Annotated in this window: 31 protein-coding genes, 1 tRNA gene and 3 pseudogenes; 19 read left to right on the forward strand and 16 right to left on the reverse strand. The window is 69.5% G+C overall.

Annotation, left to right across the window (positions count from 1 at the left end; genetic code table 11):
* Positions 1-46 precede the first annotated feature (46 nt).
* The 7 genes from Dfulv_RS42745 (at position 47) to Dfulv_RS42775 (ending at position 4,196) form a co-directional block, all read left to right on the forward strand.
* Positions 47-193 (forward strand): hypothetical protein, encoded by a 147-nt coding sequence (locus tag Dfulv_RS42745; RefSeq protein WP_259869293.1) that lies wholly within the window; start codon positions 47-49, stop codon positions 191-193.
* Between the two features lie 86 nt (positions 194-279).
* Positions 280-408 carry a hypothetical protein gene (locus Dfulv_RS42750; protein WP_259859521.1) on the forward strand — a complete coding sequence of 43 codons (129 nt, stop codon included), beginning with the start codon at positions 280-282 and terminating at the stop codon, positions 406-408.
* Positions 409-649: 241 nt separating this feature from the next.
* A complete protein-coding gene (locus Dfulv_RS42755; RefSeq protein WP_259859522.1) occupies positions 650-1,462 on the forward strand; it encodes a M20/M25/M40 family metallo-hydrolase in 813 nt (270 codons plus the stop codon).
* A 127-nt stretch (positions 1,463-1,589) separates the two neighbouring features.
* Positions 1,590-2,198, forward strand: a complete 609-nt coding sequence (locus tag Dfulv_RS42760; RefSeq protein WP_259859523.1) for a response regulator transcription factor — start codon at positions 1,590-1,592, stop codon at positions 2,196-2,198.
* Positions 2,199-2,234: 36 nt separating this feature from the next.
* Complete coding sequence (locus Dfulv_RS42765; protein WP_259859524.1) at positions 2,235-2,897, forward strand: phosphotransferase; 663 nt, start codon at positions 2,235-2,237, stop codon at positions 2,895-2,897.
* 170 nt (positions 2,898-3,067) lie between these two features.
* Positions 3,068-3,292 (forward strand): hypothetical protein, encoded by a 225-nt coding sequence (locus Dfulv_RS42770; RefSeq protein WP_259859525.1) that lies wholly within the window; start codon positions 3,068-3,070, stop codon positions 3,290-3,292.
* A gap of 40 nt (positions 3,293-3,332) precedes the next feature.
* A complete protein-coding gene (locus Dfulv_RS42775) occupies positions 3,333-4,196 on the forward strand; it encodes a dioxygenase family protein (protein ID WP_259859526.1) in 864 nt (287 codons plus the stop codon).
* Here Dfulv_RS42775 and Dfulv_RS42780 read toward each other — a convergent pair.
* From Dfulv_RS42780 to Dfulv_RS42795, 4 genes are all read right to left on the reverse strand, one after another.
* Positions 4,180-4,839, reverse strand: a complete 660-nt coding sequence (locus tag Dfulv_RS42780) for an MOSC domain-containing protein (RefSeq protein ID WP_259859527.1) — start codon at positions 4,837-4,839, stop codon at positions 4,180-4,182. The genes Dfulv_RS42775 and Dfulv_RS42780 overlap by 17 nt on opposite strands.
* 23 nt (positions 4,840-4,862) lie before the next feature.
* Entirely contained in the window at positions 4,863-5,633 is a 771-nt protein-coding gene (locus tag Dfulv_RS42785; RefSeq protein WP_259859528.1) for a hypothetical protein, read from the reverse strand.
* 128 nt (positions 5,634-5,761) lie between these two features.
* Entirely contained in the window at positions 5,762-6,529 is a 768-nt protein-coding gene (locus tag Dfulv_RS42790) for a hypothetical protein (protein ID WP_259859529.1), read from the reverse strand.
* Between the two features lie 50 nt (positions 6,530-6,579).
* On the reverse strand, positions 6,580-6,858 hold the full coding sequence (locus tag Dfulv_RS42795; RefSeq protein ID WP_259859530.1) for a hypothetical protein: 279 nt from the start codon (positions 6,856-6,858) through the stop codon (positions 6,580-6,582).
* Between the two features lie 142 nt (positions 6,859-7,000).
* On the opposite strand from Dfulv_RS42795, the gene Dfulv_RS42800 reads away from it, so the two are divergent.
* Positions 7,001-7,636, forward strand: coding sequence for a thymidine kinase (locus Dfulv_RS42800; protein ID WP_259859531.1), 636 nt, complete (start codon positions 7,001-7,003; stop codon positions 7,634-7,636).
* Between the two features lie 212 nt (positions 7,637-7,848).
* Here the strand turns inward: Dfulv_RS42800 and Dfulv_RS42805 are convergent.
* Positions 7,849-8,793 (reverse strand): annotated as a pseudogene (locus Dfulv_RS42805) (glycosyltransferase 87 family protein); the annotation flags it as partial.
* A 118-nt stretch (positions 8,794-8,911) separates the two neighbouring features.
* On the reverse strand, positions 8,912-11,128 hold the full coding sequence (locus Dfulv_RS42810) for a putative bifunctional diguanylate cyclase/phosphodiesterase (protein WP_259859532.1): 2,217 nt from the start codon (positions 11,126-11,128) through the stop codon (positions 8,912-8,914).
* Between the two features lie 116 nt (positions 11,129-11,244).
* Between Dfulv_RS42810 and Dfulv_RS42815 the strand changes: the two genes are divergently transcribed.
* The 3 genes from Dfulv_RS42815 (at position 11,245) to Dfulv_RS42825 (ending at position 12,619) form a co-directional block, all read left to right on the forward strand.
* On the forward strand, positions 11,245-11,538 hold the full coding sequence (locus Dfulv_RS42815; protein ID WP_259859533.1) for a metal-sensitive transcriptional regulator: 294 nt from the start codon (positions 11,245-11,247) through the stop codon (positions 11,536-11,538).
* A gap of 75 nt (positions 11,539-11,613) precedes the next feature.
* A complete protein-coding gene (locus Dfulv_RS42820) occupies positions 11,614-12,102 on the forward strand; it encodes a cysteine peptidase family C39 domain-containing protein (protein WP_259859534.1) in 489 nt (162 codons plus the stop codon).
* Positions 12,103-12,136: 34 nt separating this feature from the next.
* On the forward strand, positions 12,137-12,619 hold the full coding sequence (locus tag Dfulv_RS42825; RefSeq protein WP_259859535.1) for a macro domain-containing protein: 483 nt from the start codon (positions 12,137-12,139) through the stop codon (positions 12,617-12,619).
* Here Dfulv_RS42825 and Dfulv_RS42830 read toward each other — a convergent pair.
* Positions 12,604-13,017: a DUF1801 domain-containing protein gene (locus tag Dfulv_RS42830; RefSeq protein WP_259859536.1), complete on the reverse strand. Its 414-nt coding sequence runs from the start codon at positions 13,015-13,017 to the stop codon at positions 12,604-12,606. The genes Dfulv_RS42825 and Dfulv_RS42830 overlap by 16 nt on opposite strands.
* A 438-nt stretch (positions 13,018-13,455) precedes the next feature.
* Between Dfulv_RS42830 and Dfulv_RS42835 the strand changes: the two genes are divergently transcribed.
* Complete coding sequence (locus Dfulv_RS42835) at positions 13,456-13,737, forward strand: hypothetical protein (protein ID WP_259859537.1); 282 nt, start codon at positions 13,456-13,458, stop codon at positions 13,735-13,737.
* Between the two features lie 201 nt (positions 13,738-13,938).
* Positions 13,939-14,199, forward strand: coding sequence for a hypothetical protein (locus Dfulv_RS42840; protein WP_259859538.1), 261 nt, complete (start codon positions 13,939-13,941; stop codon positions 14,197-14,199).
* A 721-nt stretch (positions 14,200-14,920) separates the two neighbouring features.
* Here Dfulv_RS42840 and Dfulv_RS42845 read toward each other — a convergent pair.
* Positions 14,921-15,823, reverse strand: coding sequence for a hypothetical protein (locus Dfulv_RS42845; RefSeq protein WP_259859539.1), 903 nt, complete (start codon positions 15,821-15,823; stop codon positions 14,921-14,923).
* A gap of 695 nt (positions 15,824-16,518) precedes the next feature.
* On the reverse strand, positions 16,519-17,313 hold the full coding sequence (locus Dfulv_RS42850; RefSeq protein WP_259859540.1) for an alpha/beta hydrolase: 795 nt from the start codon (positions 17,311-17,313) through the stop codon (positions 16,519-16,521).
* An 883-nt stretch (positions 17,314-18,196) separates the two neighbouring features.
* Here Dfulv_RS42850 and Dfulv_RS49110 point away from each other — a divergent pair.
* Positions 18,197-18,355: pseudogene (locus tag Dfulv_RS49110) on the forward strand (transposase family protein); the annotation flags it as partial.
* A gap of 67 nt (positions 18,356-18,422) precedes the next feature.
* Here Dfulv_RS49110 and Dfulv_RS42860 read toward each other — a convergent pair.
* A pseudogene (locus tag Dfulv_RS42860) lies at positions 18,423-19,166 on the reverse strand (ISAs1 family transposase); the annotation flags it as partial.
* Positions 19,055-19,462, reverse strand: coding sequence for a transposase family protein (locus Dfulv_RS42865; RefSeq protein WP_259859542.1), 408 nt, complete (start codon positions 19,460-19,462; stop codon positions 19,055-19,057). The gene Dfulv_RS42865 and the pseudogene Dfulv_RS42860, both read right to left, overlap by 112 nt.
* Before the next feature lie 298 nt (positions 19,463-19,760).
* On the opposite strand from Dfulv_RS42865, the gene Dfulv_RS42870 reads away from it, so the two are divergent.
* Entirely contained in the window at positions 19,761-20,219 is a 459-nt protein-coding gene (locus Dfulv_RS42870; protein WP_259859543.1) for a hypothetical protein, read from the forward strand.
* A gap of 541 nt (positions 20,220-20,760) precedes the next feature.
* Positions 20,761-21,063 carry a hypothetical protein gene (locus tag Dfulv_RS42875; protein ID WP_259859544.1) on the forward strand — a complete coding sequence of 101 codons (303 nt, stop codon included), beginning with the start codon at positions 20,761-20,763 and terminating at the stop codon, positions 21,061-21,063.
* A 201-nt stretch (positions 21,064-21,264) separates the two neighbouring features.
* Here Dfulv_RS42875 and Dfulv_RS42880 read toward each other — a convergent pair whose 3' ends face one another.
* A complete protein-coding gene (locus tag Dfulv_RS42880) occupies positions 21,265-21,915 on the reverse strand; it encodes a TetR/AcrR family transcriptional regulator (RefSeq protein ID WP_259859545.1) in 651 nt (216 codons plus the stop codon).
* A gap of 693 nt (positions 21,916-22,608) precedes the next feature.
* Between Dfulv_RS42880 and Dfulv_RS42885 the strand changes: the two genes are divergently transcribed.
* Both Dfulv_RS42885 and Dfulv_RS42890 read left to right on the forward strand, forming a co-directional pair.
* On the forward strand, positions 22,609-22,917 hold the full coding sequence (locus Dfulv_RS42885) for a transposase family protein (protein ID WP_344405841.1): 309 nt from the start codon (positions 22,609-22,611) through the stop codon (positions 22,915-22,917).
* Entirely contained in the window at positions 22,914-23,231 is a 318-nt protein-coding gene (locus Dfulv_RS42890; protein WP_259869873.1) for a hypothetical protein, read from the forward strand. Before Dfulv_RS42885 ends, Dfulv_RS42890 begins: the two co-directional genes overlap by 4 nt.
* A gap of 106 nt (positions 23,232-23,337) precedes the next feature.
* Here Dfulv_RS42890 and Dfulv_RS42895 read toward each other — a convergent pair.
* A tRNA-Ala gene (locus Dfulv_RS42895) sits at positions 23,338-23,410 on the reverse strand.
* 71 nt (positions 23,411-23,481) lie between these two features.
* Positions 23,482-24,036, reverse strand: coding sequence for a YqgE/AlgH family protein (locus Dfulv_RS42900; RefSeq protein ID WP_259859546.1), 555 nt, complete (start codon positions 24,034-24,036; stop codon positions 23,482-23,484).
* Positions 24,037-24,304: 268 nt separating this feature from the next.
* Here Dfulv_RS42900 and Dfulv_RS42905 point away from each other — a divergent pair, with 268 nt between their 5' ends.
* Positions 24,305-25,087 (forward strand): S-methyl-5'-thioadenosine phosphorylase, encoded by a 783-nt coding sequence (locus Dfulv_RS42905; RefSeq protein WP_259859547.1) that lies wholly within the window; start codon positions 24,305-24,307, stop codon positions 25,085-25,087.
* Here Dfulv_RS42905 and Dfulv_RS42910 read toward each other — a convergent pair.
* The gene (locus Dfulv_RS42910) at positions 25,084-26,118 is read right to left on the reverse strand and encodes a sensor histidine kinase (RefSeq protein WP_259859548.1); all 1,035 of its coding nucleotides are present in this window, start codon (positions 26,116-26,118) and stop codon (positions 25,084-25,086) included. The genes Dfulv_RS42905 and Dfulv_RS42910 overlap by 4 nt on opposite strands.
* Positions 26,111-26,794: a response regulator transcription factor gene (locus Dfulv_RS42915; RefSeq protein WP_259859549.1), complete on the reverse strand. Its 684-nt coding sequence runs from the start codon at positions 26,792-26,794 to the stop codon at positions 26,111-26,113. The genes Dfulv_RS42910 and Dfulv_RS42915 overlap by 8 nt, the downstream gene beginning before the upstream one ends.
* Between the last annotated feature and the right edge of the window lie 24 nt (positions 26,795-26,818).

Consider the following 26,818-nt stretch of genomic DNA (forward strand, 5'->3'; position numbering starts at 1 on the left):
GGCAGTTGACGCCGCGGCGCCGAACCTCCTTCCGCAGCCGCTGACGATCAACGGCTGGGCCGCGTACCGGTTCGCCGGCGACGCCGAGCCGGGTGACACCGAGGGTCAAGGTGTGGGCGGGGTCTGGTTCACCTTCACGCCCGAGGGCAAGAAGGCCCAGGCCGTCGCGGACACCAACGGCGGCTGGCACTGACGTCCCTGATCGCGGCGCCGGCTCCCACCCCCTCGGGAGCCGGCGCCGCCGCTGTTGTGGAGATCTCGTGACGAGGGTGGTGGAGCATGATCGACATCTCGTTCGGGGCCTTCGGCATCGTCCCGCTCCTCGTCGCCCACCGGCTCATCCGGTGCCTGAACAGCGAGGAGGCCGCTCATCATGTTGCTACCGAAAAACCGTTGCAGCCGATCTAGGGCGCTGGCTAGGTTGGTCGTACACGGGAAAGGAGGTGGTCCAAAGTTGTGTAGCAACGGGACTCGTGAGGTGGCTGTCCGCTAGTCGCCATCCTTTGGACTCGCTTCGTGCGACCGCCGAAAGGTGGCGGTTTGGCGAAATCGAGACAGTTACCCAGCCCCCGAGGCTTCCCGGTGTTCGTCCAACCGGGCCTGCGCGTCAGTGTGGGAACCTCGGGGGCTGTTCCATATATTGGCCCTCATGATCTCCGCTGATCGGCTCCGCGCCCACATCGTCGCGCTGACCGCACACGGGCCGCGCTGCGGCGACCTGCCCGGCGTGCCGGCCGCCCTGCGGTACATCACCGATCAACTCTCCGCACTGGGGCTGGCCGTCAGCGTCGAGCGGTACGGCAGCGAGCTGCACGAGATCAACCTCGTCGCCGAGATCCAGGGCGGCACCTCCGACGACGCCGTGGAGCTCTGTGCGCACTGGGACTCGGTGCAGGACAGCCCGGGCGCCGACGACAACGCGAGCGGGGTCGCCGGGGTGATCGAGGCGGCGCACGCGTTGCGGGACATGGAGCTGCCCGCCCGGACGATCCGGTTCTGCTTCTTCGGCGGTGAGGAGGTCGACTTCGGCGGCAGCGTGGCCCACGTGGAGCGGATCACGCAGCAGACCGAGTCGATCGTGTTCGAGATGATCGCCTACACGGCGGAGGCCCAGCGGTATCCGGAGCAGTTCCTCGAGCTGATCGAGCCACGCGAGCGCGGGGACTTCATCGCGCTGATCGGCGAACCGGACTCGATGCACCTGGTCCAGGAGTTCGCGATGCACGCCGAGGTGCCGGTCTTCCCGTTCATCGTGCCCGTCGTGGCACGCGACCTGGTGATGCGCAGCGACCACGTGCCCTACTGGGAGTCGGGCCGCCGTTCACTGCTGGTGACCGACACCGCCGACTACCGCAACCCGCACTACCACCGCCCGACGGACACGGTCGACACGCTCGACCTGGAGTTCGCGGCCGGGGTCGTCGCCGCGGCGGTCCGGACCGTCACCACCCTCGCCCAGTAGCGAGTGATGCAGATCACTATGAGGTGGGCGGTGTCCCACACCTGGGACGCGACAAGACCCGGCGTGCCTTGCCCCACCCGTCCGGGTGGGCAGGCCGCGGCCGGCCGGGCGTGAAAGCATGCCGACCGTGGCCATCCGACTGCTGATCGCCGACGACCAGGCCCTCGTGCGTGGAGCCCTCGCGGCACTGCTCGACCTCGAGCCCGACCTCACCGTCGTGGCCGAGATCGGGCGCGGTGACGAGGTCGTGGCGGCCGCCCGGGAGGCGCGGCCCGACGTCGCGCTCCTCGACGTCGAGATGCCCGGCCTCGACGGCATCGCCGCCGCCGAGGCCCTGCGCAAGGCGCTGCCGAGCTGCAAGGTGCTGATGGTGACGACGTTCGGCCGGCCGGGGTACCTGCGCCGGGCGATGGCCGCCGGCGCCTCCGGATTTGTTGTCAAGGACACACCCGCGAGGCAGCTCGCCGACGCGGTCCGGCGGATCGCGGCCGGGCTGCGGGTCGTCGACCCGACACTGGCCGCGGAGACCCTCGCCAGTGGAGACAGCCCGCTGACACCCCGCGAGGCCGACGTGCTGCGCGCGGCCCGCGAGGGCGGGACGGTCGCCGACGTGGCCGCCCAGTTGGGCCTTTCCGAGGGCACGGTGCGCAACCACCTGTCGGCCGCGATCGGCAAGACCGGCGCGCGAACACGCGCGGAGGCGGTTCGTCTCGCCGACGAGAACGGTTGGTTGTAGGTCGCCGGGATTTCGATCGAGACGTAAAGTCTCGGCATGACCGCACTTCTCGCCAGCGGCCGCGACGCGGATGTCTACGCGCTCGACGAGCGGCGGGTCCTGCGGCGATACCGCAGGGGAGGAGACGTCACCGCCGAGGTGACCGTCATGCGTTACGTCGCGGACCACGGCTATCCGGTGCCCCGGGTCTACGAGGCCGACGGCGCCGATCTCATCCTGGAGCGGCTCGACGGCCCCACCATGCTCCAGGCCCTCGGCGACGGCACGATGCACCTGCGCGACGGCGGTGTGGTGCTGGCCGATCTGCTGGACCGGCTGCACCGGATCCGGGTGCGGTCGGCCACCGACCCCGGCACCCGCATCCTGCACCTCGACCTGCACCCGGAAAACGTCGTGATGACCGAGGGCGGTCCGGTGGTCATCGACTGGCGCAACAGCATCGAGGGCCCGCCGGAGCTCGACGTGGCGATGACGGCCATCATCATCGCCCAGGTGGCGGTCAAGCCGGACCATCCCTTCACCGATCGCGCCGAGGAGTTCCTCGACGTCCTGCTCTCCTGCACACGCGACAACCCGCTGTCGCAGCTGGAGGCGGCCGTCCGGCGCCGTGCCACGGAGCCGCACCTCACCGATGACGAGCTGGCCCACATCCACGAGGCGAAGCTGCTGGTGACGACCATCGCCCGGGCGCACCACTGACCGGGGCCGCACGTCGCGGCGGCACAGGGCGATCAGCCCCGAACACCGCTCCGGGCAGGCGGATCCGTCACGGACAGGGTGTCTGAACAGTAATCCGCCGGGGAATACCGCGCCCTAATAACCCGATCGGGGCGGCGTCGCGTTCATGGTGCTCGGCCACGCTTTGCCCCATGGAAGAACTCTTCGTTCGCCAGGTGGACATCGGGGTCGCCGACATGGACATCGCCGTCGACGACCAGATGACCACCACCCGCGTCGTGATCGAGCGCGCCACCGCCACCGACCGGCGCGGTGGCGCCGACCGGGAGCTCCTGCTCGTCTACGGCGCGGCCGAGACCAGGGCCGTCGCCGAGGCCCTGCGTCGCGCGTCGGAGCTTGCGCTGGAGGACTCCTGACAATCTTGTTGAGCACTCAACTAAACGCTACAGTGAATCCATGAGTGCGCTGCCCCTGCTGGACCAACACCTCTCCGTCGCCGTCCCGGCCAGCCGGGACCAGCGCACCTGGACCCCCTCGGACGGAGCACTCCCGAGCATCTATCTCGGCCATGGCGCGCCGCCGCTGCTGGAGGACGGCACCTGGATGCGTCAGCTGTTCGACTGGGCCCACGGGCTACCCAAGCCCAAGGCGGTCCTCATCGTCAGCGCGCACTGGGAGTCGGCACCGCTGAGCGTCTCCAGCACGGCGGCGGGCACACCCCTGGTATACGACTTCGGCGGCTTCGCGCCGCACTTCTACCAGCTGCGGTACGAGACCCCCGACGCCTCCGACCTGGCCCGGCGGGTCGCCGCCGCGATGCCCGACTCGGAGCCGGTCCACGAGCACCGCAACCGCGGGCTCGACCACGGCGCCTGGGTGCCGCTCATGGTGATGTACCCGCTGGGCGACGTCCCCGTGCTCCAGCTGAGCCTGCCCACGCACGACCCGGACCGGCTGCTCGAGCTGGGCAAGCGGCTGCGGCCGCTGCGCGAGGAGGGCGTGCTCGTCATCGGCTCCGGGTTCATGACGCACGGCCTGCCGTTCCTGCGCCGCGAGCACTGGCTCGGCGCCGGCGGCCCGCCCGGATGGTCCACCGACTTCGACGCATGGGCGGCCGAGGCTCTCGCGAAGGGCGACGTCGACACGCTCGCGCGCTACGCGAGCGAGGCCCCCGGCATGCCCTTCGCCCACCCGACGGTCGAGCACTACACGCCGCTGTTCGTCACGCTCGGCGCGGCGGACCGGCCGGACGCCCCGACGACGTCGGTCATCGAGGGCTACTTCATGGGTCTGTCGAAGCGCTCTATCCAGGCGTCCTGAGCCGGGCCCGGACCTTCTCCTTGGTCCGCTCCGGCAGTTCCGCCGCGGCGAGGAGCCGCGGCAGGAGCTCGGACTCGATGGTGAGCGCGCGGAACGCCACTCCGATCGTGACGTCGTGCGCGGGGCTGCGGACCACGTGGACCTCGTTGCCGGCCTGGATCCGTCCGGGGTGGACGACCCGCAGGTAGGCACCGGGCGCCGCACGCGCCGTGAACCGTTTGACCCAGGCCGGCTCCTCCAGCCAGCCGGCGAACGTGCGGCACGGGATGCGCGGCGCGGAGACCTCCAGGACGACGTCGTCGCCGATGCGCCAGCGCTCGCCGATCAGCGCGCCGGTCACGTCGAGGCCCGACGTGGTCAGGTTCTCCCCGAAGATCCCGCCGGGCAGCTCCCGGCCCAGCTCACCGGCCCACCAGGCGAGGTCCTCGCGTGCGTAGGCGTAGACCGCCTGGTCCGGGCCGCCGTGATGGTTGAGGTCACAGACCGTGTCGCCGGCCACGCCGGTGGCGGCGGTGCCGCGCGGCCCGGGCGCGGAGATCTCGACCGGTCCGGCGACGGGCCGCTTGTCGATGCTGGTCGTCGGCACGTCGGAGTGGTCGGTGGGCGCCGGGGTGCCGACGTTGACGGAGAGCAGATAGGCCACGGGGTGCACCGTAGCCTCTGCCGTCACGCCGTGGTGAGGGCCAGGTCGGCACCGGCACGGATGCCGGGCCCGCCGATCGTGGTCAGCGCGCCGGCCGGGTCGGCGTGCATGACGCGGGCGCTGGCGAGGTACCGGATGCTCAGATCCTCCGTGAAGTGACGCCCGTTGAGCAGGCCGGCCGCGGCCATCACGGTGCCGACGTCGAGGCCCCAGAAGCGGTGCCCCTGGTGGCCGTCGCGGTAGTGCACCGCCACGTCCCCGGTCAGATAGGCGTCGTAGACCACCCGCACGCCGAGCTTCGTCCGCAGTCCGACGAGCTCGTCGCCGGGTTCGCCGGAGGGCAGGTCGACGGTGCACGATTCGATGGCGCCGGCGCCCCATTCGTGCTGGTAGTCGAGCATCCCGCCGGCGGGGAGCTCGATGCGGTACCGCACGGGCACGGTCGGGCTGACCCCGGCCGCCGGCGACCACACGTGGGCCGCCGTGCAGGTCAGCCGGGTCGGCTCGGCGGGCAGCGGCAGGCTCACCGGCTCGGAGCCGACGCCGGTGACGGATGCGCTCGCGACCCGCAGCGTGGTCGTGACCGGAGTCCAGTCGTGCGAGTGGTGCAGAAACCCGTCGAGCTGGGCCAGGTCGGGCGCCCGCCCGAGGCAGGCGGCGACGGCCTCGACGAGCGCACCCTCGTCGAGCCCGAACAGCGACCGCTCGTCGCCGGTGACCGGATGCTCGTCCGCGCCGGACGCGTTGACGCTGGACGAGCTGTAGCACAGCCCCGCGATGATCGACAGCTCCACGCCCATGACCTGCCCCCGACCCGACGCTACGTTACGGTCACGTAACGTAGTCTCCCACCCGCATCGCAGGCTGCGCCCACGAACACTGAAACCGCTCCGATCCTGCAGCGATCCCGGTCGCGGTCGCGTCAGCGGGCCGGTGCCGTCCGGAAGGACGCCGACGTCGAGTGCTCGGGGCGGGTCGCGTTGCGTAGGCGCAGTTGCGCGTCGAAGGCTTCGTCGTCGAGGCTGCGCTTGGCGGCGGCGGCCAGGTCGGCGGCCTTCGCGGCCTGCCGCTCGATCTCCGACGCCTCCTGGTACGCCTGGAACTTCCGGTCCCGGATGACACGGCGCAGCATCAGCTCCTGCGCGAACGGATGGGCCGCCGGGTCCCAGCCGTTGCGGTGCATGAGCGCGTCGGCGAGCTCGAAAGCCGAGATCTCGCCCCGCTGGTGTGCCGCGTTGACCAGCCGCACCAGGTTTTGCCGCCGGATCGCCGGATCGTCCTCGACCAGCGGGAACGCGTTGGCCCTGCGGAGCCGCCGCACGGCCGCCTCGGCCTCCTCGTAGGCCCGCCAGGCCGCGTCCTGGGTCCGCTGAGCACCCTCCCACTCGGCGCGGCGCCGCTCGGCCATGACGTTGGCGCGCTCGGCGGCGACGGCGACCTCGGCGGAATACCGCTCCAGTTCCTTGATCGCCGCGGCGCTGCGCTCCGCCTTGGCCTGGCGCTCCTTGGCGACCTCCGGATCCTTGATCGCCTTCCGGACGCGGGCCCACCACGACGGGCCGGTCTTCCCGCCGCGCCGCGACAGCAAGGACAGGACGAGAAACGTGATGACAACGGCGGCGAGCAGCGCCAGCCAGATGGCCAGCGCCTCGCGCATTCCCTGGGCGAACTCCTGTGCGGCAGCTTCCATGGCGGGCACCTTCGAGGGGTCGAACGGCGAACTGAGGGGGGACTCGTCGCTTACGTCAAGGTGCGAGGTGGTGCGCGGCCGGCGGCGGCGCCCACCCGGAGGTCGCCGGACGGCCATTGCGGCGCCGGAACCGTCGCCGGCACGGCCGTGGCGACCGGCGGCTCGCCGGAGAGCTCCACGACCGCCTGTTCATCCACAGTGGACTGCTGACTGAACGCGACGAACACCTCGGCGACCGGCGCCGATGGCGACTCCGCTGTGGACGGCAGGGCCGGGCTGAAGCCGGCGCCCAGGATGAGGGCGCAGATCGTCAGCGCAAGCCGTCGCACACCATGCCGCAGACGGCTGGCTGGGGTAGCGACGGGCATGACTCAAACATGCCCCTTTACCGCGAAGGTCGCAACCCAGAACAGCCGTGGGTGAGATGCCACACGACTGAACGGCGCCGGACGAACAGGTAGCGTGTCGCCCGTGGACCTGACCGTCATCCTCGGCCCGATGAAGAGCGGCAAGTCGCTCGAGCTGGTGAGCCTGCTGTCCCCGTTGCAGTACACCGCAACGCGGCACCGGGTGTTCCAGAGCGCCCGGCACGTGCGCGACGCGGGGGTCGTCTCGCGCAGCGGCGCCGCCCTCACGACCGTGAAGGCGACGTCGCTCGCCTGCGCGCTCGACGAGGAGCTCGACGTCGTCGGCATCGACGAGGTCCACATGTTCGCGCTCTCCGACATCGACGTGGTGCGCATGCTGCTGCGGCGCGGCACCCGCGTCGTCGCGGCCGGCATCGACCTCGACCACCGCGGCGAGCTGTTCGCCCCGGTGCGGGCCCTGCTGGAGCTCGGACCGGCGACCGTCACCTACCGGCGCGCCGTGTGTGACCGCTGCCGGGGGTTCAGCGCGGTGTATACGCAGGTGCTCGAGCACGGCGAGCCGATGCTGCGCGAGCTGGCCCCGTCGACGGCGCTGCCGGACGACGGCACCTACACCTACGAGGCACGCTGCCGTTCCTGCGTCGTGCTGCCGGGCGACAGCGCCGCGGCCGCGTCGCCGAGCCTGGAGCGCGACCGCAACACCGCGACCGTCACCACGGCGGCGAGCGCGAGGCCGTAGCCGAGCCGCTGGGCGAGCAGCGGAGTGATGCCGAGGTCGTTGGCGTAGAGGACCAGCGACCCGGCGACCGCGACCCCCAGCCACTCGACCCGGCCTCCGGCGGCGGCCAGCAGGACGAGCAGCGTGGCGTACCACGGATAGCCGGGCGCGGTCACCAGCAGCGCGCTGCCGACCATCACGGTGGCGGCGGCCCACGGGCGATCAGGATCGGTCGTGCGCAGCACCCACAGGGCGACGGCCGCCAGGACGGCGACGGCGACCGGGGCGGCCCAGGCGTCCGGGAGGACGGTCGTCAGCAGCGCGAACCGGCCGCCGCCCGCGTAGCCCTCCTCCTGGAGATAGCCGGGGAGGTAGCCGAGGACCTTCGGGCCGACCAGGGCGACGTGCGGCGCGTACACCACCGCCACCGCGGCCAGCGCGCTGATCCCGACCGCGACGGGCCGCCGGCGGGCCAGCGCCGGCGCTACGAGCGCCGGGCTGAACTTGGTCGCGATCGCCAGCCCGAGCACCGCTCCCCCGCCCCAGGCCCGGCCGCGGGCGACGAGCAGGATCGCCGTCGCGGTCAGCAGGACGGCGAGGAACTCGACATGGGCGTTGTTGGCCGCCTCCACCGCGACGGCCGGGCACCAGGCCCAGGCGGCGGCGAACCGCCTGGACAGGCCGGGTGCGAACAGCAGCAGCACTGTGCTCGCGAGCGCGCACAACGCGGCGGCCAGCTGTATCGGCCCGGTGCGGCTCCGCGGCGGCGACAGCCAGTGCACGACGGTGAAATACGCCTCGGCGACCGGCGGGTAGATCGTGGGGACGTCGGGCCGGTTGATGTGGGTGCACCCGTCCGGCACGCACCACCGCCCGTCGGGCGCCCACAGGAAGTCCGGGTCGCGGTGCTCACGCAGTCGCGGTGACGAGGGCGGGTACCGGTAGGGGTCGGTGCCCGACGCCTGGATGCGCCCGTCCCACACGTAGCGGTACATGTCGTCGCTGCTGCGCGGCGGCGCGAACCCGGCCGCCAGCTGCAGCGCGACCGCCCCGCCGAGCACGAGCGGCACGACCCGCGCCTTGGGCAGGGTCCAGACCGCGACGGCGAACGCGACCCAGGCGATGCCGAGCAGGATGGGCGCCCGGGCGGAGAAGGTGGAACCGTCGGGCGGATGCATGGCGGCGCCGACGCACCCGACGACGACGCTGAGCGCCAGGACCGCTTTGATCACGCCTCGACGCTATGCGCCGCCGCCGGTGTCCGCTCCTTACGATCCGCAAACCGCTCGGCGGGGATTAGGCAGTCACGGACTGCAGCGCGAACTGCGGGGTCGCGACCGGCCGGCCGAAGTGGTAGCCCTGCGCGTAGCGGTAGCCCAGGCGGTAGAGTTCCCGCGCCTGCTCGGCCGTCTCCACGCCCTCGGCGATGGCCTCCAGGTTCAGCCCGTCGCTGACGTTGATCAGCGCGGTGGCGATCACCGAGTGGCGGCCGGCCATGGTGATGTCGTCGACGAAGGACTTGTCGACCTTGAGGATGTCGACCGGGCACGTCTGCAGCAGGCCCAGCGACGAGTGGCCCGTCCCGAAATCGTCCAGCGCGACCCGCACGCCGAGGGCGTGCACCGCGTCGAGGGCCTCGATCGCCCGGCCGCCGCCGAAGACCGCGGTCTCGGTGACCTCGATCGCGAGACGGTCGGCCGGCAGGCCGGTCGCCGCCAGTACCGCCGCGACCACCTCGGCGAAGTCGGGCTCGGCCAGCTGCCGGGCCGACACGTTCACGCTGACCTTGCCGGGGGCTTCCGGGCCCAGGGTGGCGATCCAGGTGGCCGCCTGTGAGCATGCCTCGAGCAGGATCCATGCGCCCAGCTCGACGATCTGGCCGTTGCGCTCGGCGACGGGGATGAAGTCGGCCGGGCTCATGAACCCCAGCCGCGGATGGTGCCAGCGGATCAGGGCCTCGACGCCGGCGATCTCGCCGTGCGGCAGGGCGACGATCGGCTGGTATACAAGCTGGAACTGGCCCTGGTCGAGCGCCTCCCGCAGCTGCGCGCCGAGCTGGGCGACCTCCGCGGCGCGCTGGTCCAGCTCCGGGCGGAAGCGCTCCTGGTGGCCGCTGCTCTCCTTCGCCGCGTACATCGCCACGTCGGCGCGGCGCAGGATCTCGAACGGGTCGCGGGTGCCCTCGGCGTCGGCGACGCCGATGCTGGCCTGGACGAGCAGATGGTGCTCACCCGCGAAGACCGGTTCCTCGAGCGCGGTGGCGAGCTCGGTCACCAGCGCGTCGGCGGCCGCCTGGCCGGTGTCGGGCATGAGGACGGCGAACTCGTCGCCGCCGAGCCGGGCGACCACGTCGCCGGGGCGCAGCACCCCGCCGAGCCGCTTGCCCACGGCGGCGAGGAGCTGGTCACCGATGGCGTGGCCGAGGCCGTCGTTGATGCGCTTGAAGTCGTCGAGGTCGATGAAGGCGACCTGCGGCCGGCCGCAGGTGTCGAGCTCGTCGCGGATCAGCTCCTCGAGCAGCCGCCGGTTCGGCAGGCCGGTGAGGTCGTCGCGCATGGCCAGCTCGCTGAGCAGGTCGGCCTGGGACTGGACTTTGCCCACCAGACCGGACATCCGGACCACAACGAGCACGAAGAGGACCACAGCGACCACGCCGATGGGGAGCCAGTCGAGGGCGTCGACCCCGGCAAGCCCCTGCCCGAGCAGCAGGACCGGGGCGACGAGGGAGCTCACCGCCAGTACCGTCAGACGCCCCTTCGACAGCCCCGCCTCGGGCTGCTCGATCGGATCGGTCAGGTGGCGTGCCGACGGGTGCACCGCGGCGGCCCCGACGCACAGGCCGGCCAGCAGCCAGCCGACCTGGAGCAGGACGCCCGGGTCGGGGGTGCTGTCGGAGAGCACGGAGGTGGTGGCGTCGGTGGCGACCATGAGCGTGACACCCGCGGCGAGCAGCCGGAAGCTCGGCGTCCGGGCGGCGCGGCCGACGAGGAGCCGGGCGAGCAGCACCATCAGCAGGACGTTGACGGCGGGGTACGCCAGGACGAACACCCGCTGCACCGGCGAGGCGTTCGTCGCCTCGGCGACCGGCCGCATCACGAACACCCAGAACAGCAGGCCGGCGCCGGCACCGGCGATGCAGGCGTCGATCACGCCGCCCCGGTCCCGGCCCTGCGCCCGCAACAGCAGCCACAGCCCCACCGCGACCGCCGGGTGCGCGGCGAGGAAGAACGCGTCGGCGACGAGCGGGAATCCGGCGTGGTGCAGCAGCCGGGTCTCGACGCCGTACCCCACGCCGCCGAGGAACCACACGAGCAGGGCGCCGGCGAGCCAGTACCACAGCGCGGGCCGGTCGGGCCGGTTGCGCCGCACGCCGAGCAGCACGAGCAGCACGGTGCCGAGACCGGCGACGCCGTAGGCCAGGTTGGTGAGATGGTCACCATGAGGCAACAGCGGGTAGGCGGCGACGGAGACGCCGCCGATCAGCCACCAGACGAGCCAGAGACGCCTGGCCACCCACGTTCCCACGGGTACGTTATCGGCAACCCGACCCAGCGGGTTGAGTGTTGTCGCCGCGTACCGGGCCCTTCATACCCCCAGGGGGTTTCGTCAGAACGGGTATGCTGGTTGCCATGACGACGGCCACGCCGCGCGGGTACACCGCCACCAAGGACCAGCTCCAGAGCCGCCTGCGCCGCATCGAGGGCCAGGTGCGCGGCGTGGAGAAGATGGTCGACGAAGATCGCTACTGCATCGACGTGCTGACCCAGATCAGCGCCATCCAGGCGGCGCTCGACAAGGTGGCACTCGGCCTGCTCGACGACCACGCCAGGCACTGCATGCACCACGGGGCCCAGGACGGCAAGGGCGAGGAGATGGCGACCGAGATGATGGCCGCCGTCGGCAGGCTGCTCAGACGCGGCTGACACTCCTCGGCGCGCCATACATGTTCTACGATGCGGGCCGGTGCAGCGTGCCGTGGAGTCGCCGAGGAGGCCACCGTGGAACTGCAGGGCGTGCGACAGACCGACGGGTTCACCTGCGGCCCGACCGTCGCCATGGTGGCCTCGGCCAACCTTGATCCGGCGTATGCCGCCACGATCGACGACCCGGCCGCCGAGCAGCACCGGATCCACCGCGCCGCCAACCGGATCTGGCCGCGCAAGCTCGGCACGACCCCCTGGGGCGTGGCCGCCGTGATCTCCTCACACGCCGAGGCGCTCGGCACGCGGTACGGCTGGAAGCTCTTCCGGCAGGACCTGGGCGACGTCGTCGCCGCCGTCGAGAGCGGCTGGCCCGTGCCGCTGCTGGTGGGCCGGATCGTGCCCCGGCACTGGGTGCTGATCGTCGGCCACGCCGACGGGGTGTTCCAGTGCTTCAACCCGTCGTCCGGCCGGATCGCAGACGTGCCGATCGAGGCGCTGCACGACAAGCGGGCACAGGGTGTCGGCTTCCCGCGGCCATACGCTGTGGTGCTGCCGTCGGCGTGAATTTCTGTCGTACCCCGGTGCCATGATTCCGCGCATGACAGCGCTTCGGTTCGTCCAGGGTGACGCCACCAGCCCGCACGCCGCCGGCCCCAAGGTCATCGCGCACATCTGCAACGACCTGGGCCGCTGGGGCGCGGGCTTCGTGGTGGCCGTGTCGAAGCGCTGGCCCGAGCCGGAGCGCGACTTCCGCGACTGGCACCGGCATCGCGCCGACAACAACTTCGGCCTGGGCGCGGTCCGGCTGGTGCAGGTGCGCCAGGACATCTGGGTCGCCAACATGATCGGCCAGCACGGCATCAAGTCCGGCTCCTCCGGCCCGCCGATCCGCTATGACGCGGTCGAGCGCTGCCTGGGCCGCCTGGCCGACGAGGCGGCCGCGCTCGAGGCCTCGGCCTCGGTGCACATGCCCCGCATCGGCTGCGGCCTGGCCGGCGGCCGGTGGGAGCGCATCGAGCCGCTGATCGTCGCCCAACTCGTCGACCGGGGCATCCCGGTGACGGTCTACGACTTCGGCTGATCGCCGGCCGGCCCTTTCAGCTTCCGCCAGCCGCCGGCGCGGTTGTTGGCGATGATCTGCCGGAACATCCCGCCCAGCGGCGCGGCCGGCACGGTCTCGCCCTGCCGCACGGCGACGGTCCGCGCGGTCTTGTTGCCGTGGCCGCCGGTGATGATCCCCTCGGGGTCGGGGACGATGGCGCCGTCGTAGAGGAAGACGTTGACGTGCTGCTTCGCCGCCAGCAGGGCGCAGATGTTGCCGTCGAGCACGAAGTAGGGCTGGACGGTGCGCTTGATGGTCTCGACGACGTCCGGGTCCGCGGCGTGCACGAGCTCCCGGACCTCCCGGCAGATGACCTGCTGCCACTCGGGCAGCGCGTCGATGTAGGCGTCGACGCGCGGATCAGCGGCATAGGTCATGCGACATGCATATCACCAACCCCAATGATCACGGACGTTTCGCGTCGCTGGAGCGGCACGGAGCCTCGTCGACCATGAGCGATGGGCGTTGTCGTGGTGGGTTCTGGCCGGTTGCGGCTCATGATCGCGATCACGGGTGCGGCGGTTGAGCCTGGCCGGGGTGGTGCGGCTGCGGTTCGTAGATCAAGGGAAACTTCGGGTTGCCTGGGCAGCCAGATGTTTCCGACGATCAAGCAACCCGGGTCAGACCAGGCGTGGAGCACAGCCGCCCCGCACCACGGACGCCGCAGCCCGGCACCGCTAAGGCACGGCCGGGTGCGCGGCCTGGCACCGCCCGACAAGATCCTTCACAGATCGCGGACGTTTCGGCGTGCTGGAGCGCGCGGAACGTCCGTGATCATGAATTGGCGGCGTTCCGGGCATCAGCGGTCGACGGCCTTGGCGCCGAGCAGGCGGTGTACCGGGTGCTGCGCGCCCGCGGCCGCGGCGACCCCGGCCGACGCGGCCCTGCACGCCCTGCTGCGGGAGACGGACCGCCAGCATCGGGAAGGAATCCGCGGCCCGGCCGCGCACCTGGCGGAGATCGGCGCGCTGCGCAAGGACCTGGCGGTCGAGGTGTACGAACCGCTCGTCAAGGTGTGCGGCTGGACCGGCGAGGAGTACCGAGCCCGGCTCACCGCCACGCTGTCCTCCGCACTGCTGGAGCCGGGCACATCGTGACCACCGACCTACGGCAGCGGCTGCCGACCCCATCGAGACGCGACCACCTGGACGTGGTCACCTGGACAATCGCCCAGCACGAGCTGGGAAACTGATAGCCGATAGCGCTCGCGACAAACCACGGACAGAACCCCTTCGGAGGTGCCGGTGTCTGCACGTTTCCGCTCGTGGCTCGGGGCCGCAGCGGCCACCGTCATCGCGGTGACCGCGTGCGCAGGCTTCTGGTGGTTGGCCGTGCCACGCTTTAACGTGTGCGCGGCCGTCCTACCGGCACCTGCCGGCTGCGGCGACCGGGTGCCCATCGCGACCCTCTGGACGGCGATCGTCGCGGTGCTCTACGTTGCGACCGCTATCGTCGCCTTCGCCCGCCCGCACGGCCATCGGTGGCCGTTTGCGACAGCGATCACGGCGCTGACCATCGCAGCACTATGGGGCTACCGGACCGTGCTGTACAACGCCTGACAGCAACAAGACCGACCACAAGAACCACCGCCGTCGGGCGGGTTCAGAAGGCAGGAACAAAGGCCCCGAGTTCCAGGCAGACAAGCGTCGATGTGCCGAAGGCGCAAGGAACAAGGAACCGCAAGGCCACCGCGGAGGTGCGGGTGGCGAAACCCGCCGGGGAGCGAGCGCGGGGAACCCGGGGAAATTGTGACCGCCCAGAGCGTTGACCGCATCAACGAGCATGCCGACTGTGCGGGCGTCTGGACCAACGGGGGTCTTGATCAAGGCGTCAACGATGTTACGAAGTTCCCCAACGCTACTGGCGTTCAGCGTGCCTGTTCGTTCCAGTTGATGCGGGGATTCGGGCCTCGCCGTCCGCGCTCATGCGTTACCTCCTCGGCGCGATTGTGCCACCGGCGACCGGGCGGTTATTGCCCCGTCACGCGGCCACGACCAAGTAATTCGGGACGACGGATTTTCGAGGTGGCCTTGGGTGTGGCGTGCTGTTAACGCCAGCGGAAGTAGCCGCCGATCGGGGCGTCATGCTCGGCTCGGGTCTGGTGGCCGGTCCCCGTTGAGGTGAAGTAGCGCCGGGCGAAGCAAAGGCGAACCGCCGAGCAAGAATGCGCGCGTAACAGAAGCGATAAGGACGACCACCGACCCGGGGCGGCGGCGCACGCAAGCGCCGCCGCCACCTACAGGGCTACCGCCGGAGGCCGGCCGCCCGCACCATGTCGGGTCAGAACTGCAGCGTCGGCAGGACCGCGACCGAGACTGCCCGGCTGGTGTTCTTTGTCGCCTCGTCCGCAACCGCCGCCGTGTCGATGGGCGGCTGTGTTGTTGACGGGTATACCTGCCGTCTCGCCTCCGCAAAGCCGTTGTACGCGGAGCAGCTGTACACCGTGATCACGTAGCTGTAGTTGGGCCCGACCTCGTTCCTGGTCGAGCAGAGGGCTGCGAGCTGACTGATGGCCACATTGTTGGCGTCCCGCAGGGTGGCGGTCAGGCCGGCGGTGCTGAACCCCGCACGTAGCCTCGCCGCCAGCGCGATCGGTCCGACCGCGTTGGCCGCCAGGTTGAGCAGGTCCACCTGGGCCTTGTCCGTGACCACCTTGATGAGGCTGTCGATGAGGACGGCGCACCCGGTTGCGTCCTGTGCCCACTGCTGCAACGTGTCCGGGGTGAACCGGTCGATGTCGGCGAACTCGATCACGTGATGTCTGGCGCAGGCTTGCGCCTCTGCCGCGGCTAGCGCGTCCACGTGCGCGAGGATCTGGGTCTTGGCGGACTCGATCGACGCGACGATCTGCTGGACCGCCGCCTTGATCTGATCGTTGGACGCGCCGCTGGAGAGAACGCTCTTGACCAGGTTGTAGGCAGAGGTGGCGATCGTGATCCAGGTCTGGATCGTGGCCGGGTTGAACGCCTGTACCGGCCGGGCGCCTCCTGGCAGGGTGATCGCGACCGCGAGGAGCGAGGCCACAAGGCCCCGCCGGAGTCGGTGCTTCATCGGCGTACCTCGCCGTCGGCCGCGGTCCACGTGCCGGGCCCAGGCCTCGCCGAGGCGGGTGAGGGGCCGATCGACTGTTCGGTTGAACATAGAAGACTCCCATTCCGCTGGGTAACGCTTCCGCTGCGCCACGAGGATCCCAGTCAGTTTTATATACGTCAATGACTCGGTGCGGCAGAATGCGAGACTCGGCAGATAGCGACGTCAATAGCCGCAAGGGGTTGTACGCCGTGACGGCAGCGTGGCAGCCCGCCGCCATCAGTGATGCCGATCCCGAGGGCCGTTGATGCGCGCCAGTCCAACCCGCCGGGGGTCCCAGCCGCCAGGGCCCCGCCCGAGGCAAGAACCGCGACCATCCACGCGGTCGACCGGCGTCTGACGGGAGCAACGGCCGAGACCCCGACGAACCGGAGCAAAAAGCAAGAGCAAAGGCCGAAGGCCGAGCGAAGCGAAGGCACGACCGTAAGCGGCAGGCGCCGGGTAACCACCGACACGGGGTACGGGTGGCGAAGCCCCCGCCCGGAGCGAGCGAAGCGAGCGCGAGGAACCCACGAATCGCAACGGCGAAAAAGGCGCTTCCCGCCTTTGAACAGGAAGCGCCTATCGATGAGTGGAGCCGAGGGGACTCGAACCCCTGACCCCCACACTGCCAGGACCGAACTCCACATACCGCCCGACCTACCAGCAGTTCGGGAGCCTGCGAGCGCGACGAATCTCCGCGACTCCCCGCTCACGCCCTTGATCAACCGATCGGTCTGGCACGGCGACCGCGACATCCGGCTAGTACGGCAGTCGGACTTCGCTGACGGAAATGGATCTCTGCCTGTTCACTTCGTGGCGATCCGATCGAGGAGGAACTGCGCTGTGGCGTCGATGACGTCGTCGAAGTGCCCGCTGTTGCCAGGGTAGTGGAATCCGTGTTCGGCGTGTTCGTACTCAAGCAGCGTGCACTCGTTGCCAGAGCGCACCATCGCGTCCTGGAACCGCCGCACAGAGTCGATCGGCTCAACCTCGTCACAGGTGCCGTGGTGGATCAGCACCGGCGGACTTCCCGGCCGCACGAACTCGATCAACGAGTACTCGATCAATCTGCCCGCGGCGATGCCGACCTGATGTTCGAGGTGGCGCTGCAACTCCGGCTCGAAGGAGCACAGGTCCAAGCCCGCAGGGTTGAGGGCCACGACGGCCGCGGTGCCGGACTTCGGTGCCGGAGTAGGCCCGTCCCGGTCGATCATCGCTGCGACGAGCGCGAGATGAGCGCCGGCCGAACTGCCGCCCGAGGCCAGATGCGGTGCTTCGAGCCCGCGCGACGCGGCCAACTGCCCGAACTGCTCGACCGCCCGCCGAACATCCGCGATGCAGTCGTCGATGCTGACAGCGTCACGACCGAGCAGCCGATACCCCGCTGAGACCGCCAAGATTCCGCGCGCCGCCAATTTCCGGCAGTGCGGGGCGAGCCCGTCGGCTGATCCCTCGCGCAAAGCGCCGCCATGGAACAAGACGACGCCGGCACGGGGCTGTGTGCCTTCGCCCGACTCGAAGACCAGCAAGGGCAGTTCACTGCCGTCGGCGGCCTGATAGAGCATCGAGGACTCGCAACAAGCCGTCATCATGAACGGCATCCGACCACTGACCGGATACGGCTGCAAGCGAATTGGCGCGGTGGAACACCGGGCGCGGCGTCATGCTGTGAGTGCGAGTCGTATGCGGCATATCACGAAAGACCGCGTCGATGTCCCGCGTCGCCGGCGAGCGTCGTAGGCCAGTGCCATCGCCGCGCCAACGAAAACGTACAGGTCTGCCACCACACCACGACGTACAAGGCGATCGCCGAGTGCCCGGAAAGAGGTCTCGACCGCGTCCCGATCGAGAAGAGGGTCTGCCGCGCTCACGCGACCTCCAACTCGCCCGGCGCTACGTACACCCCACGCCGCCGAAACGCGGCAGGCGCATGCACCACAGCATCGACGCGGGCTGCACTCGTGTTGAACGGAAACCAGAACCTGTCGAGCGAGCGCTGCTCGGCCCACGCCGGGCCCGCGGAACCGTCCCATGCCGCCAAGTGCTCAGCCAACGCCGCCAGGAAGACGTCCCAGCGTTCATCCCCGGTGGTCGCCGGCTCGTCCTCGAACAGCCACCGCCGTGAACCCGCCGGCTCTCAGCGGTACTCCTCCAGGAACTCCTGGTCGATCTAAACGAATACCGAGTAAAACCAAGCGATTCAGTATCTGGACCCCGCCCTGACGAGTCGTCCGGGTAGGCCCAGGGCCATTGCGTAGTCGGGCGGCGGGCCGCTGAACAGGGGTTTTCACGGGTTGTTGGCCTCTGTGGAGGCGAAGAAAGCGGGTGAGGCCGCATCGGTGATCATGGAGTTGCGACGCTTCACGACTCCGAGGAAGACCTCACCCGCCGATGGCATCATCGCTCATCTCAGCACTGGCCGTAACGGCACCTACCTCGATCGGCCCGGCCGCGCCGGTCACCGATGGTGAACACGGCGGCTTGCTGCACGTCCTCGCCGCGGTTCCCGATCCGCGTGACCCGCGCGGCGTGCGCTACCCGCTGACCGCGTTACTGGCGGTCGCGGTCTGCGCCGTTCTGGCGGGGCATCGTCCTTCGCCGCGATCACGGACTGGTTGCACGACCTGGACGAACACGCGTAGTGGTAGCCGATTGCGGTGTTACGTACGGTGGCGATGACGGCGGGTCCGTTGCCGGTCCGGGCCTGATGTGCGTCTTCACGGAATGTGACGTCTCTGATGTGGTGCAGGGCTACGATGAGCCACTCGCGGCGGATCCAGTCCTGCAGGTCGATGGGTTGGGCGTCGGCGGCGGGCAGTGAGATGGTCAGGTACGCGGTTTCGCGGGTGGTCTTGCCGCTGCGGGTGGTGGTGCGGGTGCGGGTGATCCGGATGGCTTGTTCGGCGTGTGGGAAGCCGATCCCGCCGGGGGTGGTGACGGTGACGGCTTTGACGGTGCGGGTCTCGCGGCGGCCGTGACCGCAGTCGCGGGTCTGGTGCCCGATCGGGATCTGGGTCCAGGGCAGGGTTTTGAGCTGGGCGTGCAGGGTCGGACGGTTTCCCTTGACCGGGATCAGCAGGTGGGCGCCCCGCGCGGCGATCTCGTTGGCGTGGCCGGTCTGGGTGTGCATGGCGTCGGCGACGAAGATCAGGTCTTGCAGGCTGCCCAGGAGGCGTTCGATCGCATCCAGCAGCGGTGTGAAAGCGGGAATCTCGTTCGACTTCGCGCTCACGATGACCTGCGCGAGGACGATGCCGGTGCTGGTGTCCAGCGCGGACAGCAGATGCGCCTGGCTGCCGTCGGCGCGGCGGGCGCCCCGCAGCGTCTTGCCGTCCACGGCGATCACCTGCCGATACCGCCGTGGGCGGGGTGTGGCCGGTCGGTCCGGGTGCGCAGCCAGCCCGCGAGGGTCGTGGCGAGCAGGTCGGCGTCCAGGCGGATCAACAACCGCCACATCGTGCTGGTGGCCGGGACCTTGCGGATGAAGCCGAGCCGGGCCCGGGCGATGTCGTCCAGGTCGTGCCGCCAGTCGGCGATCGCGGTGACCGACGACGCGCCGGCCATGACCGCGCACACCGCGACCGCGAGGAGCCCGGCGAGCGGGTACCGCAGCCCGCGCGGGCTGCGGGGGTCCGGCACCGCTGACAACGCGTGCAGCAGACCGGTCTGTTCACCGTCGGTGACCGGGCGGGCTGGGGTGATGGTGGGGGTGGTGACTGCGGACAGTACCTGGATCGGGCATGCTGACATCGCGGGTGAGGTCCTCGAGGCGGTCTGGGAGCGTCAAGAACTCCATGATCACCTAAGCGATCTCACCCGCCCCGGCCCCTCCACAGAGGTCACTCACTCGCCATAGCCCCAGCTCAATCATCTGCCCGCCGAACACGCAACGGCCCTGGGAGCAACAGCGCGTCGCGCAATTCGAACAACGTCGTCGGTAGCGCATCGAGAGTTGCGAAACTCGGCCTTTCCCTGACCATCCGTCCAGTGCATAGCGTCCTCAACAGGTCGCGGCAACGACGCCGCAACTCGACGAGGGGAAGTGTCTATGCAGAAGCTCATGACGATCCTGGCGACATTGATCGTCGCCACGGCAGTCGTCGCACCTCAGGCCGCGAGTGCCGCAACCGTGGCGCCGGCCGGCGACCTCACCATGCGCCATGTGGCAACAACCAGCACGGTCCCGGCTCCCCCGGCGATCCAGACTGGCGAGTACGAGTACAACTGCATCGGAGTCGACGGCAGCAGCTTCTGGCTCAGTCCTGGACGGCCGACCACCGACTGTCACGGCAGCTACCTGCAGAAGTACCTTGACGGCAACCTGCTTGCGAGCTACAACCTTGCCTACGGCGGAGGAGCTGCACAGAATCCCCCGTGGAACACCGGATGCGTCCTGGCGATCGCCAGCGGGGTCGCGCTCTTCGTCTTCCCCCCGACCGGCGTCGCAGCCTGGGTCACTGTAGGTGGCCTGACGGCCGCCGGCCTTTACGTGTCGTGCGTGGTCTAGGCGTCGGGCAGGAACGTCGCTGACAGAACCGGACGAGTGACTCGAGGAAATCCTCGGCGATCTTGTTAAAGGCAAACGGTCGTGGATCGCTGCTCCAGTCGGCGATCCACGACCGAATGTCGGCTTCGAGGGACTGCAGCGCGATTCGTGGGACAGTGTCGCCCGGCGCAAACGGCGAGGGTTCTGAGGCGAATTACCGGCGCGGCACACCGGCACCCTGACCACCACAAATCTTGGTCGTGCGCAGTGTTGCCGCCCGTACGGCAGTCCGGCCCATCATCGACGGACGCTCGCAGCATTGACCGGCTCCAGTTCGTCGAGCGCTCCTCGCGGCAGTCCCTCGGCGCCACGGCAAGTGCACAACTTGTTCAGGTCGTGAAAAATCTTGACATAACATGAAGCGAGGTGTTGACTTGTGGCCATGGGCTCACCTTCAGCAGCAGACCGAGGATCGTTCGCTGGTCCGAATGCGGCTGACCGTCGGCTTCCCGTTCCGGGGTGGTACTTCGCAACACTCGGAGTAACCGCGGGTGCTGCGGTCGTGGCATCTGCACTTCTACCGAAGCAGATCGCGGGACCCTTGCTCGTCGTCGCAGCCCTACTTGTAGCAGTGACGAGTCGTATCGCGGCGAAAGCCTCGGGAACTCGCCTGCCCATTCCGGCCGGCGCTGTTGGCGTCGGCTATCTGGTAGTGTTGGCGGTCGCCCTGATCGGTTCACTGATCGTTGCATGGACCGTGGTGCGTCCCGACGGCCCCTCCTGGCTCGCCTGGATTCTTGGCGCTTTTGTGTTCGTCGTGGCGCTCAGTGGGACATGGGTTGTCAAGGCGAGACCTTCGGCATAGATATCAGTCGTTCTCGCATTTACCGGTCAGCGTACAACAACCGCCTCTACGAATACCCTCTGAGCCGGGGTGACAGAACTCTCCAAGTCCTTGTCATCCCAGCTCAGAGGGTATTCGTCAATCTACGGTGCAGACGCGGCTACGAGCCTTCTCAGGGAGGGCGTGTTGTGCGGCAGGCGGACCAGCCCGACCGCTGCACCCTCATTCGGGACGAGCTCGCGGAACGCGGAGACACGCAAGACGATCGCGGGTGATTTGGACGGCGTCGTCGACCAGCGAGAGACGAGACCCTGTCTCCATCGCCACGGTAACAACCCCGACGATGCCGCAGAGCAGAAATTTCGCCTCCACAATTGGATTGATGCCCGGGGATATCAGACACATCTGCCGCGCCTCTTCGAGGTAGTCGGTCAGCCTGACATACCAACCAGACAGGCGGCCGCCGAAGCCCTTGTCGCCGGCAACCTCCTCACCGAGTTTGATCGCCACCCGAGCGAGCGGGCTGTGAAGCACGTTCATAGTCACGTGCTCGGCAACCCACACGATTGCGTCAAGCGGATTGCCGACGAGACGAGGCGACCCCATGAAGACGCCACCCGGGTACGCGAGGTCGATCACTGCAGACGCCAGCGTCTGCTTTGTGGGAAAATAGTAGGTCACCAATGACTTGGAGGTGCCGGCAAGCTCCGCGATCTGTTTTATGCTCGCTCGCTCGTACCCACACTCTTCAAAAGCCCGAACCGCAGCCTCAAGGATCTCGGGTGCGGCATTCTCCTCGCGGTTGTCATTCAGACTGACCTCCACCGCCCGGAGAGCGGTATGCTTAGGTGACCTATTCTCGGTGACCGTCATCAATCCCCCATTCATCGCTGGCGAACGGAAACCAGGCACGTCTCACACCGTCACCGCGGGCGACACCGTCGATGGTGGCGAATATCTCGATTCTAGACCCTGAACGACCGGTCAGTGCAACATGCAATGGCACGGCAGCCTCCAGAAGGGGCCCAGAGCTGCACTTATACATAGCGAGACAAGCCTATACGAGCGGGCGCTTCCCTCCGTTTGGCCCTCGAGTCGTCGTCGGTCCGCGCCGATCGGGTCCTGGGTATTCCCTCGCCCGTTTGGCCCTCGAGTCGTCGTCGGTCCGCGCCGATCGGGTCCTGGGTATTCCCTCGCCCGGGTGGACGGAGTCAGGCGTGGTACGGCCCGATATCGGACGACCACCCGTTCCGCGGCCTTCGCGGCATGCCGCACGAAAAGAACAGCCCGAAATTCTCGCGTACCGAGCCAAGGAAAGGCGGTGCAGAATCCGATCCAACCGAACATCTACCGGTTTGAGGGATGACCTTTGAGGTCGAGTCCTTCAAGGGGCCATTGCCGTAGGCAGGATCAGACCCAGCGCCATTGCGTAGTCGGGCGGCGGGCCGCTGAACAGGGGTTTTCACGGGTTGTTGGCCTCTGTGGAGGCGAAGAAAGCGGGTGAGGCCGCATCGGTGATCATGGAGTTGCGACGCTTCACGACTCCGAGGAAGACCTCACCCGCCGATGGCATCATCGCTCATCTCAGCACTGGCCGTAACGGCACCTACCTCGATCGGCCCGGCCGCGCCGGTCACCGATGGTGAACACGGCGGCTTGCTGCACGTCCTCGCCGCGGTTCCCGATCCGCGTGACCCGCGCGGCGTGCGCTACCCGCTGACCGCGTTACTGGCGGTCGCGGTCTGCGCCGTTCTGGCGGGGCATCGTCCTTCGCCGCGATCACGGACTGGTTGCACGACCTGGACGAACACGCTCAGGACCGGCTCGGGTTCACCCGTGGGATACCAGCCGGCAGCACCGTCTGGCGGCTGTTGACCCGCCTCGACGACGACCCGCTCAGCGTCGTCCTCGCCGGCTGGCTCTGCGCCCGCACGGCGCTGGTAACCCCGAAGCCGCAGCGGTACCGCACGGTGATCGCGGTGGACGGCAAGACCTTGCGCGGTGCACGCCGCAGCGATGGTCGGCAGGTTCACCTGGGCGCCACCCTCAAGGAACTCATGGCGCGCATCGGCCACTCCAGCACCCGCGCGGCCATGATCTACCAGCACGCCACCCGTGATCGGGATCACGCCATCGCGGCGGCGCTCGATGCCCTGATCGAGGAGGCGGGAAGCAAGATCAACGCCTGAAGTGGCACGGTAGTGGCACGCGGCCCGCTTAACCCCTAGAACGGTGAACGCCCTGGTGTCGCGGTTATCCGCGATTACCAGGGCGTTTGTCGTGCGTTCAGATGGGTGGAGCCGAGGGGACTCGAACCCCTGACCCCCACACTGCCAGTGTGGTGCGCTACCAGCTGCGCCACGGCCCCATCTCGATGTCCGCTCTCGCGGGCACTCACGGAATAGTACACACACCCCACAGGGGTCTCACACCGGGTTCCTAGTTCTGGGTCGGGTCCGCCGGGTAGTGGGCGACGGCGGCCAGCAAGCCGCCCTGGCGGCGGAGGACCATCTGCCACAGGTCGTCCGGTCGGGGGGCGAAAGCGTCGCTGGGCAGGGCGTCGAAGACGAACCACGAACCACCCTCGATCTCGCGCTCCAGCTGGCCGGGGGACCACCCGGCGTAGCCGGCGAAGACTCGCACGCCGAGAACGCCGGCGACGAGGAGATCAGGATCACCCGACAGGTCCACGGTGCCGACGGCGCCCGAGACGCGGTTGAAGCCTGCCAGATCCTCCACGCCCGGCCGGGTGCGCGCCAGGCAGATCGCGGCCTCCGGCTGGACCGGGCCGCCTTCGAAGACTACCGGGGGTTCACCCGCCAGGGCGCCCCAGCCGCCGAGGACGTCGGACACCTGGACCTCGGTCGCACGGTTGAGCACGACGCCCAGAGCGCCGCCTTCTTCGTGCGCGACCACCAGGACGACGGTGCGCTCGAAGTTCGGGTCGCGGAGCGCGGGGGTCGCCACCAGCAGCCGCCCGGTCAACGACTCCATCGCCCTCCCTCGACGCTGTCTCGATGTTCCCCGGCCGGTGCCGGACGACGAGCCGGGTCGCGGTGAACCGCGACCGGTCGGCGTCTGCCCGGACGAGTGTCCTTCCATCCCACCGAGATCCCCGTGCATGGACATCAGCCCCACCAGCAAACATGTCCGACCGCGCGGACGAGGACCGCACGCGCTGAATGGATCATCGCAGAGCGGGGTGCGAGGGTCATGCCTCGCACCATAGCCTGACCCGCGCGTCACGGTTAGGGTCTGTTGCGTGACCTCACTCGCCGACGTCGCCGTCATCGGTGGTTCCGGACTCTATGCGTTGCTCGACGATGCGGAAGAGCACGTGGTCGACACGCCGTATGGCCCACCCTCCGATCCGATCACGCTGGCCACGGTGCACGGCCGGCGCACCGCGTTTCTGCCGCGGCACGGGCGGGACCACCGGTTCCCGCCGCACCGGATCCCCTATCGGGCGAATCTCTGGGCGCTCCGCGAGATCGGCGTCCGTCAGATCCTCGCCCCGTGCGCGGTCGGCGGGCTGCGGCCCGAGCTGGGGCCGGGCACGTTCGTGGTGCCCGACCAGCTGATCGACCGCACGTCGGGCCGCGTCCAGACCTATTACGACGAGGGCGCCGTGCATGTGAACTTCGCCGATCCTTACTGCCTGGTAGGGCGCGAGGTGGTGAAGAAGGTGGCCGCCGAGCACGGCATCGAGGCCGGCGACGGCACGATGGTGGTCGTCGAGGGCCCGCGCTTCTCCACCCGGGCGGAGTCCCGCTGGTATGCGTCGATGGGCGGCGCTGTCGTGAACATGACGGGCCACCCGGAGGCGGTGCTCGCCCGCGAGCTGGCGCTCTGCTACACCTCGATCGCGCTGGTGACCGACCTGGACGCCGGCGTGGAGGGGGACCACGGCGTCACCCAGGAGGAGGTCTTCCGCGTCTTCGGGGAGAACACCGGCCGGCTGCGAAAGGTGCTGCTCGACGTCATCCCGCAGCTGCCGGAGCTGCCGGATGACCCGTGCCAGCACGCCCTGGAGGGTCTGCGCTAGGCAGACGCGCCACCGAGCGGCAGGCGCACCATGAAGCGGCAGCCGCCGTTGACGTTGTCGACGGCCACGTCGCCGTGGTGCGCCTCGACCAGGCCACGGACGATGGCGAGGCCGAGTCCGCCGCCCGCTTCCTTCGATGGTGTACGGGCCGGAGCGCCGCGAAACGCCACGTCGAACACGCGCGGCAGGTCGGCCTCGGCGATGCCTCCGCAGGTGTCGCTCACGGCGAGCCACCCGCCCGCGGCGTCCTGTCCCCCGGTGACCGTCACCGTGCCGTCGGGCGGGGTGTAGCGGATCGCGTTGAGCAGCAGGTTGTTGACGATGCGGGACAGTTCGGGGACCGAGCCGCGGACGGTCGGCCAGCCTCCGCCCCCGCCGGACGGTTCAGCGACGATCTTGATGTGGGCCGCGCTGGCGAGCGGGCCGGCGGAGGCGATCGCGTCGGAGACGACGTCACCGAGCGGCACAGCCGACAGTGACAGCCGCAGCGCGCCGGCGTTGATCCGGGACAGCTCGAAGAGGTCGTCGACGAGCGCCGCCATGCGGTCGGTCTCGGTGCTGATCCGCCGGTGGTAGTCGGCGACCGTCTCGGGGTCGGAGACCACGCCGTCGTCGAGGGCCTCGGCCATCGCGCGCAGCCCGGCGAGGGGCGTGCGCAGGTCGTGCGACACCCAGGCGACGAGTTCGCGCCGGCGGGCCTCGGCCTCGCGCTCCTGCTCGCGGGCCTCGGCCGCCCACATGCTGGCCCGGGCGAGCCGGCGGCCGGCCCAGAGTCCGGTCGCGAGGCTGACGGTGGCGGCGGTGCCGACCACGATCAGCAGGACGTGCAGGTCGTGGTCGGAGATGAACATCTCCATCGACGCGCCGAGGATGCCGGCGAGGACGCTGAGCACGGTAACCAGCAGCAGGACGACGATGTGCGCGGTCACCGACCGGCCGCGCAGCGGCCCGCGGAGCACGAGCAGCCCGGCGACGGCGACGGCGAGGGAGCCGCCGAGTGCCATCACGAAGGTGAGCAGGACGTCACGCATATTCGTACCGGTATCCGACGCCCCAGACGGTCAGGATGCGCTTCGGTTCCGCCGGGTTGTCCTCGACCTTCTCCCGCAGCCGTCGTATGTGGACGGTGACGGTGGACTGGTCGCCGAACGTCCAGCCCCAGACCTGTTGGAGCAGCTCGGCGCGGCGCAACACCCGGCCGGGGTTGCGCATGAGGAACGCGAGCAGGTCGAACTCGCGCACGGTCAGCGCGAGCTCCAGCTCGTGCAGGCTCGCCGTGCGGCGCGCGACGTCGACCCGCAGGTCCCCGTCGACCAGCTCGGCGACCTGCGGCGGTGCCGGGCTGGTGCGGCGCAGGACCGACTGCACCCGAAGTACCAACTCCCGGGGTGAAAAGGGTTTGGTCACGTAGTCGTCGGCGCCGATTTCCAGGCCCAGGACCCGGTCGGACTCCTCGCCGAGGGCAGTGAGCATGATGATCGGCAGGTCCCGGTCCCGCTCGCGCAGGCGGCGGCAGACCTCGAGGCCGTCGATGCCGGGGAGCATGAGGTCGAGGACCAGCAGGTCGGGCCGCTCCTGCGCGTAGGCGTCGAGCGCCGACGGCCCGTCGCCGGCGAGCCGGACGGCGAAGCCTTCCCGTTCCAGGTATCGGCGGACGACGTCACTCACGGTCGGATCGTCGTCGACGACCAGCACTCGCTGCCCCACCGTTCGAGGGTAGAGCGCCGATCA

Source organism: Dactylosporangium fulvum (assembly GCF_025137375.1).
Lineage (GTDB): Bacteria > Actinomycetota > Actinomycetes > Mycobacteriales > Micromonosporaceae > Dactylosporangium > Dactylosporangium fulvum.